At 63.5% G+C, this 19,355-nt stretch carries 15 protein-coding genes; 7 read left to right on the top strand and 8 right to left on the bottom strand.

Translation table 11 applies throughout. From position 1 onward, the window contains the following. Positions 1-8: 8 nt before the first annotated feature. Positions 9-1,706: a long-chain-fatty-acid--CoA ligase FadD1 gene (fadD1, locus tag IAE33_RS14215; RefSeq protein ID WP_201163971.1), complete on the top strand. Its 1,698-nt coding sequence runs from the start codon at positions 9-11 to the stop codon at positions 1,704-1,706. Positions 1,707-1,787: 81 nt separating this feature from the next. Here the strand turns inward: fadD1 and IAE33_RS14210 are convergent, their stop codons facing one another. The 3 genes from IAE33_RS14210 to IAE33_RS14200 all read right to left on the bottom strand — a co-directional run bounded on the left by IAE33_RS14210 (position 1,788) and on the right by IAE33_RS14200 (position 4,734). After that, positions 1,788-3,095 (bottom strand): NAD(P)/FAD-dependent oxidoreductase, encoded by a 1,308-nt coding sequence (locus IAE33_RS14210; RefSeq protein ID WP_201163970.1) that lies wholly within the window; start codon positions 3,093-3,095, stop codon positions 1,788-1,790. A gap of 24 nt (positions 3,096-3,119) precedes the next feature. After that, positions 3,120-4,484: a glutamine synthetase family protein gene (locus IAE33_RS14205; RefSeq protein WP_201163969.1), complete on the bottom strand. Its 1,365-nt coding sequence runs from the start codon at positions 4,482-4,484 to the stop codon at positions 3,120-3,122. Positions 4,485-4,569: 85 nt separating this feature from the next. Further along, complete coding sequence (locus IAE33_RS14200; protein WP_201163968.1) at positions 4,570-4,734, bottom strand: hypothetical protein; 165 nt, start codon at positions 4,732-4,734, stop codon at positions 4,570-4,572. Positions 4,735-4,962: 228 nt separating this feature from the next. Between IAE33_RS14200 and hrpA the strand changes: the two genes are divergently transcribed. Continuing rightward, a complete protein-coding gene (gene hrpA, locus IAE33_RS14195; protein WP_201163967.1) occupies positions 4,963-8,868 on the top strand; it encodes an ATP-dependent RNA helicase HrpA in 3,906 nt (1,301 codons plus the stop codon). A 153-nt stretch (positions 8,869-9,021) separates the two neighbouring features. After that, complete coding sequence (locus IAE33_RS14190; RefSeq protein ID WP_201163966.1) at positions 9,022-10,143, top strand: beta-ketoacyl-ACP synthase III; 1,122 nt, start codon at positions 9,022-9,024, stop codon at positions 10,141-10,143. A 104-nt stretch (positions 10,144-10,247) separates the two neighbouring features. Here IAE33_RS14190 and IAE33_RS14185 read toward each other — a convergent pair whose 3' ends face one another. Further along, positions 10,248-11,492: a putative porin gene (locus tag IAE33_RS14185; RefSeq protein ID WP_201163965.1), complete on the bottom strand. Its 1,245-nt coding sequence runs from the start codon at positions 11,490-11,492 to the stop codon at positions 10,248-10,250. Positions 11,493-11,754: 262 nt separating this feature from the next. Between IAE33_RS14185 and IAE33_RS14180 the strand changes: the two genes are divergently transcribed. After that, positions 11,755-12,882 (top strand): GNAT family N-acetyltransferase, encoded by a 1,128-nt coding sequence (locus tag IAE33_RS14180; protein ID WP_201163964.1) that lies wholly within the window; start codon positions 11,755-11,757, stop codon positions 12,880-12,882. Positions 12,883-12,887: 5 nt separating this feature from the next. Here the strand turns inward: IAE33_RS14180 and IAE33_RS14175 are convergent, their stop codons facing one another. From IAE33_RS14175 to IAE33_RS14160, 4 genes are all read right to left on the bottom strand, one after another. Next, positions 12,888-14,720 (bottom strand): ABC transporter ATP-binding protein, encoded by a 1,833-nt coding sequence (locus IAE33_RS14175; protein WP_201163963.1) that lies wholly within the window; start codon positions 14,718-14,720, stop codon positions 12,888-12,890. A 61-nt stretch (positions 14,721-14,781) separates the two neighbouring features. Continuing rightward, a complete protein-coding gene (locus IAE33_RS14170) occupies positions 14,782-15,339 on the bottom strand; it encodes a peptidylprolyl isomerase (RefSeq protein ID WP_201163962.1) in 558 nt (185 codons plus the stop codon). Continuing rightward, entirely contained in the window at positions 15,333-16,145 is an 813-nt protein-coding gene (locus IAE33_RS14165; RefSeq protein ID WP_201163961.1) for an alpha/beta fold hydrolase, read from the bottom strand. The genes IAE33_RS14170 and IAE33_RS14165 overlap by 7 nt, the downstream gene beginning before the upstream one ends. 13 nt (positions 16,146-16,158) lie before the next feature. Next, positions 16,159-17,082 (bottom strand): LysR family transcriptional regulator, encoded by a 924-nt coding sequence (locus tag IAE33_RS14160; protein WP_201163960.1) that lies wholly within the window; start codon positions 17,080-17,082, stop codon positions 16,159-16,161. A gap of 47 nt (positions 17,083-17,129) precedes the next feature. On the opposite strand from IAE33_RS14160, the gene IAE33_RS14155 reads away from it, so the two are divergent. The 3 genes from IAE33_RS14155 to IAE33_RS14145 all read left to right on the top strand — a co-directional run bounded on the left by IAE33_RS14155 (position 17,130) and on the right by IAE33_RS14145 (position 19,219). Further along, entirely contained in the window at positions 17,130-17,444 is a 315-nt protein-coding gene (locus tag IAE33_RS14155; protein WP_028635455.1) for a hypothetical protein, read from the top strand. Between the two features lie 108 nt (positions 17,445-17,552). Continuing rightward, entirely contained in the window at positions 17,553-18,152 is a 600-nt protein-coding gene (locus IAE33_RS14150) for an FMN-dependent NADH-azoreductase (protein WP_201163959.1), read from the top strand. 203 nt (positions 18,153-18,355) lie between these two features. Continuing rightward, positions 18,356-19,219 (top strand): carboxylate/amino acid/amine transporter, encoded by an 864-nt coding sequence (locus IAE33_RS14145; RefSeq protein WP_201163958.1) that lies wholly within the window; start codon positions 18,356-18,358, stop codon positions 19,217-19,219. The last annotated feature ends 136 nt before the right edge of the window (positions 19,220-19,355 follow it).

The following is a 19,355-nucleotide window of genomic DNA, read 5'->3' as shown; positions in this document are numbered from 1 at the left end:
GGGCTTGAATGATCGACCATTTTTGGCAGGATAAGTACCCAGCCGGGATAACGGCGGATATCGATCCGGACGAATTCCCCAACATCCAGGCGGTACTCAAGCAATCCTGCCAGCGCTTCGCCGACAAACCGGCCTTCAGCAACCTGGGCAAGACGATCACCTATGGCGAAATGTATGCGCTGTCCGGTGCGTTCGCGGCCTGGCTGCAACAGCATACCGACCTCAAGCCCGGTGACCGTATCGCCGTGCAGTTGCCCAACGTGCTCCAGTACCCTGTGGCCGTGTTCGGTGCCATGCGTGCCGGGCTGATCGTGGTCAACACCAACCCGCTGTACACCGCGCGTGAAATGGAACACCAGTTCAATGATTCCGGTGCCAAGGCGCTGGTATGCCTGGCCAACATGGCCCACCTGGCCGAGAAGGTGGTGACCAAGACCCAGGTCAGGCACGTGATCGTCACCGAGGTGGCCGACCTGCTGCCACCGATCAAGCGGCTGCTGATCAACAGCGTCATCAAGTATGTGAAGAAGATGGTGCCGGCCTACCACCTGCCTCAGGCCGTGCGCTTCAACGACGCCATCGCCCTGGGCAAGGGCCAGCCGGTGGTTGAAGCCAACCCGCAGGCCCATGACGTGGCGGTGCTGCAGTATACCGGCGGTACCACGGGCGTGGCCAAGGGTGCGATGCTCACCCACCGCAACCTGGTGGCCAACATGCTGCAGTGCAGGGCCCTGATGGGGGCGAACCTGCATGAAGGCTGCGAGATCCTCATCACCCCGCTGCCGCTGTACCACATCTACGCCTTTACCTTCCATTGCATGGCCATGATGCTCATCGGCAACCACAACGTGCTGATCAGCAACCCACGGGATTTGCCGGCGATGGTCAAGGAGCTGGGCAAATGGAAGTTCACCGGTTTTGTCGGCCTCAATACCCTGTTCGTGGCCCTGTGCAACAGTGATGCCTTCCGCAGCCTGGACTTCTCTGCCCTGAAAATTACCCTGTCTGGCGGCATGGCCTTGCAACTGAGCGTGGCCGAGCGCTGGAAGGCCGTTACAGGTTGCGCCATTTGCGAGGGTTACGGCATGACCGAAACCAGCCCCGTGGCGGCGGTGAACCCGGCCCAGGCCAACCAGGTGGGCACCATTGGCATTCCGGTACCGTCCACCCTGTGCAAGATCATCGACGACGCGGGCAATGAGTTGCCGCTGGGCGAGGTGGGGGAGTTGTGCGTAAAGGGCCCGCAGGTAATGAAGGGCTACTGGCAGCGCGAAGACGCCACTGCCGAAATACTGGACAGCGAAGGCTGGCTGAAAACCGGCGACATCGCCTTGATCCAGCCAGATGGCTACATGCGTATCGTTGACCGCAAGAAAGACATGATTCTGGTCTCGGGTTTCAACGTCTACCCCAACGAGCTGGAGGACGTGCTGGTGGCGTTGCCGGGCGTGTCCCAGTGCGCGGCCATCGGTATACCGGACGAGAAGTCCGGGGAGGTGATCAAGATGTTCATCGTGGTCAAGCCGGGCATGACCCTGACCAAGGAGCAGGTGATGGAGCACATGCGCGCCAATGTCACCGGCTATAAGGTGCCCCGCCAGATCGAGTTCCGCGATGTGCTGCCTACCACCAACGTGGGCAAGATCCTGCGCCGCGAGTTGCGTGACGAAGAGTTGAAAAAGCAAGGTCTGAAGAAGACTGCCTGAGCCCTGTCCGCCGTTGGCAGGGCGGACGGCTCAGGGCGCAGATGGGGATCTAGGGCTGCTCCGCAGCCCATCGCCCGTCGATCAGCGCAATTTCTCCAGCATCTGGTAGTACCACATGCCTGCGGCCAGCAACGGGTTGCCCAGCAAGTCCCCCATCGGCACACGCACATGCTTGCACTGGGCAAAGGTATCGAACCGCTCCAGCGTCCCGGTCAACGCCTCGGCCATGATTTCACCCATGATGTGGCTGGTGGCAATTCCGTGCCCCGAGTACCCCTGGCAGTACCAGACGTTGCCCGACAGCTTGCCCAGTTGGGGAATGCGGTTCACCACAATGCCCATGGCGCAGCTCCACTGGAAATCGATGGGTACGCCTTTCAACGCCGGGAAGGTGCGCTCGATACAAGGCCGCAACTCACCTTCGATATCCCGCGAGTCCCGCCCGGAATAATTGGCGCCGCCGCCGAATAACAGCCGTTTGTCAGCGGTCAGCCGGTAGTAGTCGAGCACGAAGCGGCAGTCATACACGGCCAGGTCCTGCGGGTTGATCTGCTCGGCCAGCTCGCCCAGCGGCGCCGTGGTGACGATGCCGCCCATGGCCGGGAAAATCTTGCCCTTGAGCTGGCGCTTTTCAAGCGTGTGGTACACGTCCCCGGCCAGCATCACCTGGCGGGCTTCCACCCGGCCATGGGCGGTGACCACTGCCGGGCGCGGGCCGTGCACGATGTCCAGCACTTCGGAGTTTTCGAACACCAGCGCGCCCAGGCCATGGGCCGCGCGTGCTTCGCCCAGGCACAGGTTGAGCGGGTGCAGGTGCAGGTTGCGCAGGTTTTTCAGCGCCCCCAGGTACAGCGGGCTTTGCAGGTGGTCTGCCACGGCGGCCTGGTCGAGCATGTGTACCTGCTCGCCCATGCCCCGGCGCTGGGCCTCGGCCTGGAACGCATGCAACTCCCGCAGGTGCGAGGGCTTCATGGCCGCGTGCAGGTGGCCATGCTTGAGGTCGCAATCGATACCATAGCGCGCCACGCGCTGCTCGATGATCTGGTGCCCGCGCCAGCGCAGGTGCCAGATGAAGTCGTCCACCTCGGCGCCCAGGTGCTGGCGCATTTGCGAACGCATGGCTTCGTCGCCAGACAGGCTGCCAGTGACCTGGCCGCCATTGCGCCCGCTGGCGCCCCAGCCAATGCGGTGGGTTTCGATGATGGCGACCTTCAGGCCCCGCTCGGCCAGCTCCACGGCGGTGGCCACACCGGTGAAGCCACCGCCGATGATCGCCACGTCCACCTGCACCGTGCCCTGAAGCTGGGGGTACTGCGTGTGGTCGTTGAGGGTGGCGCTGTAGTAGGACGGTGCGCGCTGCGCCGGGCCCTTGTTCAATGCTGCATTCATGGCAATTCCTTGTTTGATGGGGGCTCAGGCCTGGTGCAGGTACCAGCGCCAGTCCTGCTCGCTGACTTCGGCCATGAACTGGCGGTACTCGGCGCGCTTGACCTTCAGGTACACGCCAAGGAACTGCTCGCCAAGCGCCTGCTGGGCCCAACCTGAATGCTGCAGGGCTTCGAGGGCGGTCAGCCAGTCGGTAGGCAGGTGTTCGGTGGCCTGGGCATAGCCGTTGCCTTGCACAGGCGCGCCCGGGTCGAGTTGCTCGCGGATACCGCAGTGGGTGGCGGCCAGGATTGCCGCGGCAGCCAGGTAGGGGTTGGCATCGGCACCGCAGATCCGGTGCTCCACGTGCCGGCTGGCCGCAGGGCCTCCCGGCACCCGCAGGCTCACTGTGCGGTTGTCGACACCCCAGGTGGGGGCCAGCGGCGCATAGCTGTTGGCCTGAAAACGCCGGTAGGAGTTGGCGTTGGGGCAGAACAGCAGCAGCGAATCACGCAGGTGGCGCAGCATGCCGGCGATGGCCTGGCGCAGCAGCGGGGTGCCGGCCTTGTCCTCACTGGCAAACAGATTACGGCCGGCGTCATCGGCCAGGCTCAGGTGCATGTGCATGCCGGTCCCGGCCAGTTGCGCGAACGGCTTGGCCATGAAGCAGGCCTGCATGCCGTGGGCATGGGCCACACCTTTCACCAGGCGTTTGTAGCGTACCGCCTGGTCCATGGCCTGCAGCGCTTCACCGTGCTCCAGGGTGATTTCCACTTGCCCAGGGGCGTACTCCGAAATCGCCGTACGCGCCGGAATGCCTTGGGCCTTGCAGGCTGCATACAGGTCGGCCAGAAACGGCTCGATCTGCTCCAGCTCGCGCAGCCCGTATACCTGCGTGGTGCGCGGCCGGCCACCGTCATTATCCCGTGCAGGCTGGGGGCGGCCCTGGGCGTCGGGCTGCTGGTCGAGCAGGTAGAACTCCAGTTCGCAGGCCATCACCGGGTGATAGCCGTCGGCCTTGAGTGCCTCGACAGTGCGTACCAGCACATGGCGCGGGTCGGCGACGCTGGCAGGCAGGCCCTCGTCGGGGTGCATGCTCACCTGCACCGCAGCGGTGGGTATGCGCCGCCAAGGCAGGCGCACCAAGCTGTTCTCCAGTGGGTAGGCACGGCAGTCGATGTCGCCCACGTCCCACACCAGGCCGGAGTTCTCCACGTCATCGCCATTGAGGGTAAGGCCCAGGATGGTGCTGGGCAGCGGACGGCCGCTCTGGTACACGGCCAGCAGTTCATCGCGGTGCAGCAGCTTGCCGCGGGGCACGCCATTGGCGTCGAGGATGAACAGCTCGAACAGTTCGATATCAGGGTTGTCGGCCAGAAAACGGTTGGCCTGCTCTACAGGGGCAAAGTGCATGATGAAGTCGCTCGCGGGCGCACGGGGCCGCCGCGCTGGCAAGCGGCCCAACTGAGTCAATCGGCCAGGGTGTGGCCGGTTTGGGTCACAGCGGCGTAAGCGAGGTATCCGGCGGGCGGGCGTGGCGGCAGTGCCACAAGGCCCAGAAGGCGAGGATGACATGCACCAGCGGATTTTCCCCGGCACGGCGCCTGGCCTTCGGCAGCGAAGGGCGGGGCGATGGCGGGTTGCTGGGCTGGAACGGGGTCATGCCTTGGATACTCACATGCGATGTTGGGTTGATTAAACCAGTGAATGGCGACCTTTACGTTGGGCATGGCTAAACATTCAGGCTGGCTGGGCGGCGCCGTTCGGGGGTGGGTTCACCCGCGAGAGGGCCTGCACAGGCAGCAGAAAACCCGCAAATCTGCGACAATCCACCCACTTTCCGCATGCCGATCATGAAAAAGCAGGCTCACCTGCATCACTCAAAAGCCCCATGACTGACCACGCCATCGATAAACTGCTGCAAAACCTCGACCACGCCATGATTGCCGACCGCCATCGCCTGCGCCGGCAAATGCACGAACTGCGCAAGCGCCCCGATGAGGCAAAGCTGGCGCAATGGGTGGACAAGGTGCAGGCCTCCTGCGCCCAGGTCACCGCGCGCCAGCAAAGCGTGCCCACGGTGCGCTACGACGACAACCTGCCCATCGCGGCCAAGCGCGATGAAATCAAGAAGGCGCTGGCCGAGCATCAGGTGCTGGTGATTGCCGGCGAAACCGGTTCGGGCAAAACCACCCAGTTACCCAAGATCTGCCTGGAGCTGGGCCGCGGCAGCCATGGCCTGATCGCCCACACCCAGCCGCGCCGTATCGCTGCGCGCAGTGTGGCGGCCCGGGTGGCCGAGGAACTCGGCACGCCGCTGGGCGGCCTGGTGGGTTACCAGGTGCGGTTCGAGGACCAGAGCGATGCCAACACGCTGGTCAAGCTGATGACCGACGGTATTCTGCTGGCTGAAACCCAGCATGACCGCTTTCTGGAGCGCTACGACACCATCATCGTCGACGAAGCCCACGAACGCAGCCTGAACATCGACTTCCTGCTTGGCTACCTCAAGACCCTGCTGCACCGCCGCCCCGAGCTGAAACTGATCATCACCTCGGCGACCATCGACCTGGAGCGCTTCTCCAGGCACTTCGACGGTGCGCCGATCATCGAGGTGTCCGGGCGCACCTACCCGGTGGACACCTGGTACCGGCCGCTGACCAGTGAGCAGGACGAGGAGGGCAACCGGATCGAGGACGACCTCACCGTCGACCAGGCCATCCTCGCCACCCTGGACGAGTTGGCCCAGCACGAGCGCGGTGAAAGCAAGGGGCCAGGCGATGTGCTGATCTTTTTGCCGGGCGAGCGGGAGATTCGCGACGCCGCGGAGATCCTGCGCAAGGCCCAGCTACGCCATACCGAGATTCTGCCGCTTTACGCCCGGCTGTCGCCGGCCGAGCAGCAGCGCATCTTCCAGCCCCACACCGGGCGCCGGGTGGTACTGGCCACCAACGTTGCGGAAACCTCGCTGACCGTGCCCGGCATACGCTATGTGATCGATACCGGCACCGCGCGTATCAGCCGTTACAGCTACCGCGCCAAGGTGCAGCGTCTGCCCATCGAGGCGGTGTCCCAGGCCAGCGCCAACCAGCGCAAGGGCCGCTGTGGCCGGGTGGAACCAGGCATCTGTGTGCGCCTCTACAGCGAAGAGGATTTCAACAGCCGGCCGGCGTTTACCGACCCGGAGATTCTGCGCACCAACCTGGCGGCGGTGATCCTGCAGATGCTGCACCTGCGCCTGGGCGCCATTGATGCGTTTCCGTTCATCGAGCCACCCGATGGCAAGGCCATCAGCGACGGTTTCAACCTGTTGCAGGAACTGTCGGCGGTCAACCGCGAGAACCAGCTCACGCCCATCGGCCGCCAGCTGGCGCGCTTGCCCATCGACCCGCGCCTGGGCCGCATGCTGCTCGAAGGCGCACGCCTGGGTAGCTTGCAGGAAGTGCTCATCGTCACCAGTGCGCTGTCGGTACAAGACCCGCGCGAGCGCCCGCCCGAGCGCCAGCAAGCGGCAGACCAGGCGCACGCCCAGTGGAAGGATGTGGATTCGGACTTTGCTGCACTGGTGAACCTGTGGCGCGGGTTCGAGGAACAACGCCAGGCCTTGACCGCCAATCCGTTGCGCAACTGGTGCCGCAAGCAGTTCCTGAATTACCTGCGCTTGCGTGAGTGGCGCGATGCCCATCGGCAGTTGGCGCTGATCTGCCGCGAGCTGCAATTGACGGTAAACAAAGAACCCTGTGACTACCCGAAGATGCACAAGGCCATCCTCAGTGGCCTGCTCAGCCAGATTGGCCACAAGACCGAAGACGGTGACTACCAGGGCGCGCGTCAGCGGCGCTTCTGGGTGCACCCTTCCTCGGGCCTGGGGCGCAAGCGCCCGCAGTGGGTGATGGCGGCTGAGCTGGTGGAAACCACCAAGCTGTATGCGCGGGTGGTTGCCCGTATCGAGCCGGACTGGATCGAGCCCCTGGCAGGGCACCTGATCAAGAAGAACCACTTCGAACCCCATTGGGAGAAGAAGCGCGGGCAAGTGGTGGCCTACGAGCAGATCACCCTGTACGGCTTGATTCTGGTAGGGCGCCGGCCGGTTCACTTTGGCCCCATCGACCCTGTCGCATCGCGCGAGCTGTTCATCCGTGAGGGCCTGGTGGGCGGCGAAATCCAGTCCCGGGCCAAGTGCCTGGCGGCCAACAAGCGCCTGCTTGAAGAATTGGATGAACTGGAAGCCAAGGCCCGGCGCCGGGACATTCTGGCGGACGAAGAAACGCTGTACGCGTTTTACGAAGCGCGCCTGCCGGCCGGGATCCACCAGGCCGCCACGTTCGACAGCTGGTACCGCATGGGCAGCCAGAAGGATGCCAACTTGCTGATCATGCGCGAGGAAGACGTGCTGGCCCGTGAGGCCAGTGAAGTCACCGCTGCGCAGTACCCCGACAGCCTGCAGGTGGGCGAATTGCGCCTGCCGCTGAGCTACCACTTCGAGCCGGGCCACGCCCGCGATGGCGTGACCGTGCGGGTGCCGGCACCGCTGCTGCCGAGCCTGCCGGGCGAGCGCCTGGAATGGCTGGTGCCCGGTTTGCTGGAGGCCAAGTGCGTGGCACTGGTGCGCAACCTGCCCAAGGCCCTGCGCAAGAACTTCGTGCCGGTGCCCGACTTCGTCAAGGCCGCGCTGGCGCGCATGGCCTTCGGCCAGGGTGCGCTGCCCCAGGCCCTTGGCCAGGAACTGCTGCGCATGACCGGTGCGCGGGTGTCGGACGAGGCCTGGGAGGAGTCGATCAACCTGGTCGAAGGCCACTTGCGCATGAACATCGAAGTGGTCGACGGCCAGGGCAAGTTCCTGGGCGAAGGCCGTGACCTGGCCGAGCTGACGGCACGCTTTGCCGCCGCCAGCCAGGCTGCGCTGGCCGTGCCGCGTGACGCCAAGGGTGACCAACCGGTGCAGGCCAAAGCGTTCAATGAGGTCAAGCAAACGGCCCAGCAGAACATCGCCGGCCTGTCGATGACGGTTTACCCCGCGCTGGTTGAGGAGCAGGGCGCGGTGCGCGAAGGGCGTTTCTCGACCCAGGCCGAAGCCCAGTTCCAGCACCGTCGCGCCTTGCAGCGGCTGTTGTTGCAGCAACTGGCCGAGCCGGCCAAGTTCCTGCGCGGCAAGCTGCCAGGGCTGACCGAACTGGGCTTGCTGTACCGCGAGCTGGGCCGGGTGGAAGCGCTGGTCGAGGACATCCTGCTGGCGAGCCTGGACAGCTGCGTGCTTGAGGGTGAGCAGGCCCTCCCGCGTGATGGCGCCGCGCTGGCGGCGCTGGCCGACCGCAAGCGTGGCAACTGGGCCGAACACGCCGAACGCCTGGCACGCCAGACGCTGGAGGTGCTGAAGCTGTGGCACGGGCTGCAGAAGCGCTTCAAGGGCAAGATTGACCTGAGCCAGGCCGTGGCGCTGAACGACATCAAGCAGCAACTGGGCAACCTGGTGTACCCGGGCTTTGTACGCGAAACACCGTCGGCCTGGTTCAAGGAACTGCCCCGGTACCTCAAGGCGGTGGAACTTCGCCTGGAGAAACTCGGCTCGCAGGTGCAGAAAGACCGGGTGTGGAGCGGTGAGCTGGCCAACCTGTGGGCGCAGTACAAGGCGCGGGCCGACAAGCATGCCCAGGAAGGCAAGCGCGACGAACAGCTGACGCTTTACCGGTGGTGGCTGGAAGAATATCGCGTGTCGCTGTTCGCCCAGCAGTTGGGCACCAAGGTGCCGATTTCTGACAAGCGCCTGAGCAAGCAATGGAGCCAGGTGGAAGGCTAAACTTCCAGACTTGTGGCACTATTGAGGCAATTTGGGGCCGCCCGCGGCCCCTTGAGGCAAAGCCCTCGTTTTACAATTGGCACTAAAGTGCCACTACCTGTCATGTTTCCAGCCAGCGCCCAGTGGCGGTGGCCTTCGACCAGAGGAACCACCGTGCATAATGTCGTGATCAGCGGCACCGGCCTGTACACCCCGGCCCAGAGCATTTCCAACGAAGAACTGGTGGCGTCCTTCAATGCCTGGTCGCAGCAGTTCAACCAGGACAACGCCGCTGCCATCGCGCGCGGTGAGGTCGAAGCGGCGCCCTTGTCGGACCCTGCCTTCATCGAAAAAGCCTCTGGCATCAAGAGCCGCTTCGTCATGGACAAGGCCGGCATCCTCGACCCGCAACGCATGAAGCCGCGCCTGCCGGAGCGTAGCAACGACGAGCCGTCGGTGCTCTGCGAAATGGCGGTGGCGGCAGCGCGCCAGGCACTGGAGCGTGCCGGGCGTACACCGGCCGATGTCGACGGGGTCATCGTCGCCTGCTCCAACCTGCAGCGGCCTTACCCGGCCATCGCCATCGAGGTGCAGCAGGCCCTGGGCATTCAAGGCTTTGCCTTCGACATGAACGTGGCCTGTTCCTCCGCCACATTCGGTATCCAGACGGCAGCCAACAGCGTGGCCTTGGGGCAAGCGCGGGCCGTGCTGATGGTGAACCCGGAAGTGTGTACCGGGCACCTGAACTTTCGCGATCGCGACAGCCACTTCATTTTTGGCGATGCGGCCACCGCAGTACTGCTTGAGCGTGCCGACCAGGCCAGTTCCAACCACCAGTTCGATGTGGTCAGCAGCAAGCTGTGGACCGAGTTCTCCAACAACATCCGCAACAACTTCGGTTTCCTCAACCGTGCGGCTGAAGAGGGCGAGGGTGCCGCCGACAAGTTGTTCATCCAGGAAGGGCGCAAGGTGTTCCGCGAGGTCTGCCCCAAAGTGGCTGAGCTGGTAGGGGAGCACCTGCAGGAAAATGGCTTGCAGCCCGGCGATGTGAAGCGCTTCTGGCTGCACCAGGCCAACCTCAGCATGAACCACCTGATCGTCAAGAAGCTGCTGGGGCGTGAAGTGGCTGAAGAAGACGCGCCGGTGATCCTGGACCGCTATGCCAACACCAGTTCGGCAGGGTCGGTGATTGCCTTCCACCTCTACCAGGACGACCTGGCCAAGGGCTCTCTGGGAGTGTTGAGTTCGTTTGGGGCGGGGTATTCGATTGGCAGCGTGATCTTGCGCAAGCGCTGATCCTTTCTGCGCTTGCTACGCCTAGGCGTTACACACAAAAAAACGGGAAACACCGGATGGGGTTCGGTGTTTCCCGTTTCAAGTGAAGCAGAGGGGCGTACGGTTTAGAACTTGGCTTCCAGGTCTACCTGCAGAGTGTCTACATCAGCATTGCTGTTGGGCAGGTTGGAGTAGTCGGTCTTGGCCATCATGTAGGCCGCGCCCAGGGCGAAGTTCTTGTCGATTTCGTAACCCACCTTGAACTTGTGGCCACGGGAACCGGTGAAGCCGTTGCCGAAGTCCGAGTCGGTGAACAGGCTCACCACACCGTTACGCTGCACGTCGCGGTAGTTGTAGTCCAGGCTCCAGGCGCCGATCTTGCTCTTCAAGCCAGCCAGCCAGGCCTTGTCCTTGCCATCGGTGCTTTCGGTGTTCTTGACGAACTGGCCGTAGGCCGACAGCGGGATGGCGAAGCCGGTGAAGTCCACCTGGCCGAAACCTTCCACCAGGTTGAACTCGTTGGTGGTGTTGCCCAGCGAACGCAGGGCAGCAGAGGCCTTGTCGTTGTCGTAACCGTAGATGCTGCCGCCCACGGTGACCTTGACGGTATCAGCCGCGTTGAACTTGGTACCCAGCTGGGCCGCGTACAGTTGGGCGTCGTGTTTGAACTGCACGCCGTCGCCGTCTACGTTGTCCTTGAGGTTGTAGTGGCCGATGCTGCCGAACACTTCGGCGGCGCCCAGGTTGGTCTTGTAGGTGGCGGCCACGCCTTCTGGGTTGATGTCGCTGTCCCAGATGATGTCGCCCATGCTTACCCACGGCTGCATCATCTTGCCGCCGATCAGGTGCAGGTTAGGCACGGCGGTGGGGTGCCAGTCGAGGTAGGCCAGGTCGACCCACAGCGATTTCTTCTCGAAGTAGTTGTCCAGGCTCTGGTTGGTGGAGCGGGCATCGGCGCTGCTGCCGGTGGCCACACGCACGCCTGCATCCACTTGCGGGTTGATCTCGCTGTAGAAGCCGACACGGGCACGTACGCGCTCACGGTCCTGGTTGCCACTGCGCGAGATCGGGTGGTCGACGTTGACGTCTTCGTAACGCAGGCGCACGTCACCCTTGACCTGGGTTTTGGCGGCCCATGCCACTTTCTGTTCAAAGGAGCTCATCCGGTCGGACTGAGCTTTCTGAGCGGCCTTTTCCTTGGTTTCTTGAGCCAGGTCCGCCTGCAGCTCGGAGTACTGCGCCTGGTTGATCGAGCCGTTGGCGCGGAGCATTTCGAGCAGCTTGGCGTCGACGGCCGCACTGGCCGGAGTACTCAGAGCCAGCATCATGCCGGTGAGGCTCACTCCGGTAAGTGTAGAAACAAGACGCATAAGGTTCTCCCTACTGAATAAGATGGGGGACGCTCAAGCGCCCGCCCTTGTGTTGGCATGTCCCCGGAAAGGGCCTGAATAGACAGGTTCTGGTGTTCCGGAAAACAGGCGCAAGTATTGCGGGGGCGGGTGACAGATTAATGTCGGAATGGTGGCACTGTTGTTAAGTGATGGTGTGTTTTACGGTCAGCCGGGCGTTCACCATTTGAGTCGCCCGCCTGCCTTGGGGATACTGGGTACCTCTCTGCCGTGAGCCAAAACCGTGACCAGCCTGTACAGCCTTGCTCAATTGCATGATCTGCCTGCGGCCACCTGGGATGCCCTGGTGCCCGATGGTCAGCCGTTTTTAAGCCACGCGTTTCTCAGCGCCATGGAAGACAGTGGCAGTGTCGCCCGTGCCACCGGCTGGGCCGCCGAACACGTGGTGCTGGAGCGGGACGGGCAGGTGCGGGCGCTGCTGCCGGCTTACCGTAAATGGCACTCGTTTGGCGAATACGTATTCGATCATGGCTGGGCGGATGCCTGCGAACGGGCGGGCATTGCCTACTACCCCAAGTTGTTGGGCGCGGTGCCGTTCAGCCCGGTAAGCGGGCCGCGGTTGCTGGCGGCGGATGCGGCGGACGGCTTGCTGCTGTTGCAGGCGCTGCCGGAGTACCTGGGCAAGGCGGGGCTGTCCAGCGCGCATGTCAATTTCACCGACACCGCGCTGGATGAGCAATTTGCCGGGCTGCCCGGTTGGCTGGAGCGCCTGGGGTGCCAGTTTCATTGGCAGAACAAGGGGTACCGTGATTTTCAGGATTTTCTCGACAGCCTCAGCTCGCGCAAGCGTAAACAGATGCGCAAGGAGCGTGAGCAGGTGGCAGGGCAGGGCATCGACTTCTGCTGGTACCGTGGCGATGAGCTGACGGAAGCCCAGTGGGATTTCGTGTTCCTGTGCTACGCCAACACCTACGCAGTGCGCCGCCGCGCGCCGTACCTGACCCGTGAATTCTTCAGCCTGTTGGCCGCACGCATGCCCCAGGCGCTGCGCGTGGTGATAGCGCGCCAAGGTGGGCGGGACGTGGCCATGGCCCTGAGCCTGGTGGGCGGAGGCAGCCTGTTTGGCCGCTACTGGGGTTGCCTGGACGAATTCGACCGGCTGCACTTTGAAACCTGTTTCTACCAGGGCATGGACTACGCCATTGCCGAGGGCCTGCAACGCTTCGACGCCGGGGCGCAGGGTGAGCACAAACTGATACGTGGCTTCGAGCCTGTGCTGACCCGTTCGTGGCACTACCTGTTGCACCCGGGGTTGCGCCGTGCGGTGGACGAGTTTCTGGTGCAGGAGCGTGCGGGTGTGATGGCCTATGCCGAAGAGGCGCGAGGCATGTTGCCTTATCGTCAGGGGTGAAGGGGTCAGTCGACCCCGACAAACCCGCCGGTCTGGTGATGCCACAGCCGCGCGTACAAGCCCCGCTGCTGTAGCAGTTCACTGTGGCTGCCCACCTCGACCACACGGCCCTTGTCCAGCACCACCAGCCGATCCATGCGGGCAATGGTCGACAGGCGGTGGGCAATGGCAATGACCGTTTTGCCCTGCATCAGCGTTTCGAGGCTTTCCTGAATGGCCGCTTCCACTTCCGAGTCCAGCGCTGAAGTGGCCTCGTCCATGATGAGGATGGGCGCATTCTTCAACAGCACCCGAGCGATCGCAATGCGCTGGCGCTGGCCGCCAGACAGTTTCACCCCGCGCTCGCCCACATGCGCGTCCAGCCCGGTGCGCCCCTGGGCATCCGACAGTTGCGGGATGAACTCATCGGCGCGGGCGCGGCGCACCGCTTCGTCCAGCTCGGCGTCGCTCGCCTCGGGGCGGCCGTACAGCAGGTTTTCGCGGATGGAGCGGTGCAGCAGCGAGGTGTCCTGGGTGATCATGCCGATCTGAGCTCGCAGGCTGGCCTGGCTGACCTCGGCGATGTCCTGGCCATCGATAAGAATGCGCCCGGCCTGCACGTCGTACAGGCGCAGCAGCAGGTTGACCAGGGTCGACTTGCCCGCGCCGGAGGGGCCAATCAGGCCGATCTTCTCACCAGGGCGGATATCCAGGTTCAGCCCCTCGATCACATTGGCTGCCTTGGCATAGTGGAAACCCACGTTGTCGAAGCGCACGGCGCCCCGGCTAACCTTCAGGGGCTGGGCATCGGGGCGGTCGGTGACGGTGACCGGCTGGGCAATGGTCTGCAAACCGTCCTGGACCATGCCGATGTTCTCGAAGATGCCATTGACCACCCACATGATCCAGCCCGACATGTTGACGATGCGGATGACCAGGCCGGTGGCCAGGGCGATAGCGCCCACGGTGATCAGCGACTGGCTCCACAACCACAGCGCCAACCCCGTGGTTGCCACCACCAGCAGGCCGTTGAGGGTAGTGATGACCACGTCCATGCTGGTGATCACCCGTGATGCCAGCTGGGTTTTCTCGGTTTGTTCGCTGATGGCCTCGCGGGCATATTGCTGTTCATGGTCGGTGTGGGCGAACAGCTTGAGGGTGGCGATGTTGGTGTAGCCGTCGACAATGCGTCCCATCAGTTTGGAGCGGGCATCGGAAGAAACCACCGAGCGTTCCTTCACCCGCGGCACGAAGTAGAACAGCGCCGCGATATAGCCCACGATCCACGCCAGCAACGGCAGCATCAGCCGCCAGTCCGCCTCGGCGAACAGCACCAGCGAGGTGATGGCGTAGATCAGTACGTGCCACAGCGCGTCCACCGCCTGCACCGCAGAATCGCGCAGCGAGTTACCGGTCTGCATGATGCGCTGGGCAATGCGCCCGGCGAAGTCGCTCTGGAAAAAATTCAGGCTCTGCTTGAGCACGTGGCTGTGGTTTTGCCAGCGGATCAGGCTGGTCATGCCCGGGTTGATGGTCTGGTGCACCAGCAGGTCATGCAGGCCGAAAAACAGCGGGCGCAACACCAGTACCACCACCAGCATCCACACCAGCTCGCCGCTGTGTTCGCTGAAAAAACGGGTATTCGGTGTGCCTTGGGCCAGGTCGATAATGCGGCTGAGGAAGCTGAACATGGCCACCTCGATCAACGAGGCCACCAGGCCCACCACCAGCAGCGCCAGGAAGCTGGGCCAGACCTGGCGCAGGTAATACAGGTAGAAGGGCCACACGCGGCTGGGAGGTGCCTCGCTCGGGGCGTCGCGGAAAATATCGATCAGTTGTTCGAAACGACGGTACAGCATGGGCGATGCAACTCCTGTTCATCCAGCCGCGAAGCGGCGCACGTCCTTGTGAGACTCGCGATCAGTCGATGCGTTTGGCCGACTTGATGAAAACGGGGTCGGCAGGCACGTCACGCATGCCTTTCTTGATGGTGGTGGGCGAATTGACGATCTGGTCCACCACCTCCATCCCCTTGGTCACCTTGCCGAACACGGCGTAGCCGCGGTCACGCCCCGGGTTGAGGAAGTCGTTGTCAGCCACGTTGATGAAGAACTGGCTGGTGGCCGAATCCGGGTCGGAGGTACGCGCCATCGACAGCGTGCCCCGGGTATTCATCAGGCCGTTGTTGGCCTCGTTGTGGATCGGGTCTTTGGTCTGCTTTTGCACCATCTGCTCGGTGAAGCCACCGCCCTGCACCATGAAGCCCGGGATTACCCGGTGGAAGATGGTGTTGTTGTAAAAGCCACTGTCGACGTACTGCAGGAAGTTCTTGGTACTGACCGGGGCTTTCTCGGCATTGAGCTCGATTTCTACCTGGCCGAAGCTGGTGTCCAGCAGCACGTGCGGCGTCTTGTCCGAAGCCATGACGCTGGTGGCAAAAGCAACGGAGCAAGCGGTAAGCAGGAGTTTTTTCAGCATGGGCGCAAAGATCCTTCAGGGGAGCAAGCCGCTGCAAGAAACTGCAGCAGGGTCTGGTTGAAAACCTGGGGTTGATCAAGGGGGGTAGCGTGCCGGGAATCTTCGATCACTACCAGCGTTGCCTGGGGCATCAGGGCGACGTACGCCGCCTTGAGTTGTATCGGGGTGTAATCGTGGTCGGCGGCAATCACCAGGGTAGGACAGTGGATCTGCCCGATGCGTTCCTGTACGCCCCAGCCCACGATGGCGTCAAAACTCTTGAGGTAGGCGCGCTTGTTGTTACGGGCCCAGCGCTGCGCCATGGTGTGGCGCAGCGCGGCCTGCTCTGGCTTGGGGAACAACCGTTGGGCCAGGGCCTTGCCGACCGTTTCGACGCTGAGCACGGTGGCCAGCCCACGGCGTTTCAGCCACCAGAGCCAGTCGCTGCGCGTGCGACGCTTGACCTCGGGCGCACTGTTGACGATGCACAGGCTGCGCAGCCACTGGGGGTGGTCGATGGCAAACTGGAAACCCACCATGCCGCCCATGGACAGCCCCACCAGGTGCACGGGCCCGGTGTGCAGGTGCTCGAGCAAGGCCAGCAGGTCGGCGCTGAAGGTGGCGATGTGGTAACCGTCGTGGGGCTTGTCGGACCGGCCATGGCCGCGGATGTCCATCAGGATCACCCGGTAGTGCTGGCTTAGCAGCGGCACCTGCAGTTCCCAGTCCTGGCTGCTGGAGCCCAGGCCGTGCAGCAGCACCAGTGGCTCACCCTGGCCATACTCGCGGTAGTGCAGTGCACAGCCTTCGTGTTCGAAATAAGCCATGGGCGCGGTCCTGTCAGGCTTGGGCGGGGGCGGCGAAGGGCACGTCCAGTGGTGCCGTGTCGAAATTGCGCAGCAGGTCGATGAGGATCTGCGTGGCCGGGCCCAGGGACTTTTCCTTGCTCGAATAAAGGTAGAACAGCGGGTGGCGGCTGCCACCCTGGTCCAGCGGCAGAGGTTTCAGCACGCCGTCGCGCAGCTCGCGTTCGATCATGTGCCGCGGCAGCCAGGCAAAGCCCAGGCCGCTGCTGACAAAGGTGGTGGCGGTGCCCAGGCTGCCTACCGTCCAGCGCTGCTCGGCGCCCAGCCAGCCCACGTCACGGGGCTGGGCACGGCCGGAGTCACGAATCACCACCTGCAACTGGCTTTCCAGGTCCTGGAAGGTCAGTTCACGGCCCAGCCGGTGCAGGCTGTGCTCTGGGTGGGCAACCGCCACGAACTCCACCGCGCTCAGCTCCGCACCCAGGTAGCCCCCGATGCTGTAGCTGCTGATGGCAAGGTCGGCGATGCCTTCGAGCATGACTTCCTCCACCCCCGATAACACCTCCTCGCGCAGGCGCACGCGGCACCCCCGGCTTTGCGGCATGAAGGCAGCCAGGGCGCGTACCAGGCGGGCACTGGGGTAGGCAGCATCGACCACCAGGCGCACTTCCGCTTCCCAGCCTTGTTCCATGTGGTGGGCCAGGTCTTCCAGCTGGCTGGCCTGCTTGACCAGGTGGCGCGAGCGGCGCAGCAGCACGTTGCCGGCCTCGGTGAGCACTGCCTTGCGCCCGTCGATGCGCAGCAACGGCACGCCCAGTTGTTCCTGCATGCGCGCCACGGTGTAGCTCACCGACGACTGTGAGCGGTGCAGGGCGTCGGCTGCCTGGGCGAAGCCGCCGTGATCGACCACCGCCTGCAGGGTCCGCCACTGGTCTAGGGTCACGCGCGGCGCTTTCATGTGGTGCTCCTGTTGTCCTAAGCTGCGCTCTTTCAAGGAGAGCGCCGATGAAAAAATTATGTGCAGCAATGCTGCTGTGCCTGCCGGTTGCAGCGTTTGCCTACCCCATTGAGGTGGAAAAACACATCGACGGGGTGAAGCTCGATGCCACTGCCTACGACACCGCCTACGATATCGGCGCCATCACCCTGGACAACTATGGCCAAGTGCCCGCTGCCTGCAAGGTCACCTTCCGCAATGGCCCCGAGGCCCCCAGGGTGCGGCGTGTGAATGTGCCGGCAGGCAAACGCGCCGACGTCACTGCCAAGTTCAACCGGCAGATCATCAAGCTGCGTGTCACGGTTGCCTGCTCGGCTGAATAAACAAATTAATCGATATGTTACACCCACTTTTTACGCTTTTTAATCGATAGGTCAAGCTTTAGTCTTCCCTCCATCGACTCGCAACCCTTTTTGCCGATGGAGGCACCCATGTCCCGCGTATTGATCATCGAAAGCAGTGCACGTCAGCAGGATTCGATCTCCCGCCAGCTGACCCGGGATTTCATCGAGCAATGGCAAGCTGCCCACCCCTCTGACCAGATCACCGTCCGTGACCTGGCGGCCAACCCGGTACCGCACCTGGACGCCCACCTGCTGGGTGGCTGGATGAAGCCAGAAGCGCAACGCAGCGCCGCCGAGCTCGACGCCCTGGCACGCTCCAACGAGCTGACCGATGAACTGCTGGCTGCCGATGTGCTGGTCATGGCCGCGCCCATGTACAACTTCACCATCCCCAGCACCCTGAAAGCCTGGCTGGACCACGTGCTGCGCGCCGGCGTCACCTTCAAGTACACGCCAACCGGCCCACAGGGCCTGCTGACCGGCAAACGCGCCATTGTGCTCACCGCCCGTGGCGGCATTCATGCCGGCGCCACCAGCGATCACCAGGAGCCCTACCTGCGCCAGGTGATGGCGTTCATCGGTATCCACGATGTTGATTTCATCCACGCCGAAGGCCTGAACATGAGCGGTGATTTCCACGAAAAGGGCCTGAACCAGGCCAAGGCCCAGATGGCCGCGATCGCCTGAGGCGTACAGAATTCCCAACCCTTGCACCCGTTTTTAGCTCCTTTGGGTGAACCTGCCCGGCCACTGGCCGGGCTTTTTTATGGGGTGCGAAAAGGGCGCTGGTGGGGGCGACCCGCGCAAGGGTGGTTATCCCTCCATTCCCAGTGGTTGAACTGGGCCGGTGCAAGCCGCTAAGGTCGCGGCCTTATCCAAGAGAGGCAACCATGGGCTACCTGATTATCGTCGCGCTGATCCAGGCGTTTTCCTTCAGCCTGATCGGCGAGTACCTGGCCGGGCACGTCGACAGCTATTTCGCCGTGTTGGCCCGGGTGCTGCTGGCGGGGCTGGTGTTTTTGCCCCTGACCCGCTGGCGCCAGGTGCCGCCACGCTTCATGCGTTCGATGCTGCTGATCGGCGCGCTGCAGTACGGCATCACCTATGTGTGCCTGTACCTGAGCTTTCGCGTGCTCAGTGTGCCGGAGGTGCTGCTGTTCACCATCCTGACGCCGCTGCACGTGACCCTGATCGAAGACGCCATGAACCGGCGCTTCAACCCTTGGGCGTTGCTGGCAGCGCTGGTGGCAGTGGCGGGGGCTGCCGTGATCCGTTTCGACAGCATCAGCGGTGAGTTCTTCATGGGCTTCCTGCTGCTGCAGCTGGCCAACTTCACCTATGCCGCTGGCCAGGTGCTGTATCGCCATCTGGTGGCCCGCAACCCCAGCGACCTGCCGCACTATGCCCGCTTCGGCTACTTCTACCTGGGCGCGCTGCTGGTGGCCTTGCCCGCGTTCCTGCTATTCGGCAACCCTCAGCATTTGCCCGGTACCCAGGTGCAGTGGCTGGTGCTGTTGTTTCTGGGCCTGTGCCCGACAGCCCTGGGCCTTTATTGGTGGAACAAGGGCGCGTGCCTGGTTTCCGGTGGCACGCTGGCTGTGATGAACAACCTGCATGTACCGGTGGGGCTGCTGCTGAATCTGCTGATCTGGAACCAGCACGAGCCGCTGGGGCGGCTGTTCATTGGTGGCGCGATCATTCTGGCCTCGGTATGGCTGAGCCGCGTTGGTGGGCGGGTGAATCAACCTGTTTGAGCGCTACGCGCGCGCTTTGCTGAATGATTGGCGGGAGCAGGGTGTGAGGGCATGCAGGTGCCCGCCTTTAGGGGTTTTTCGCCTGCGAGACCGAGCGCCGCCCGCGCGGCGCATCGCGAGCTTTGCTCGCTCCTAC

The organism is Pseudomonas sp. S60 (assembly GCF_016647865.1).
Classification (GTDB): domain Bacteria; phylum Pseudomonadota; class Gammaproteobacteria; order Pseudomonadales; family Pseudomonadaceae; genus Aquipseudomonas; species Aquipseudomonas parafulva.
This window is presented reverse-complemented; position numbering and strand designations above follow the sequence as displayed.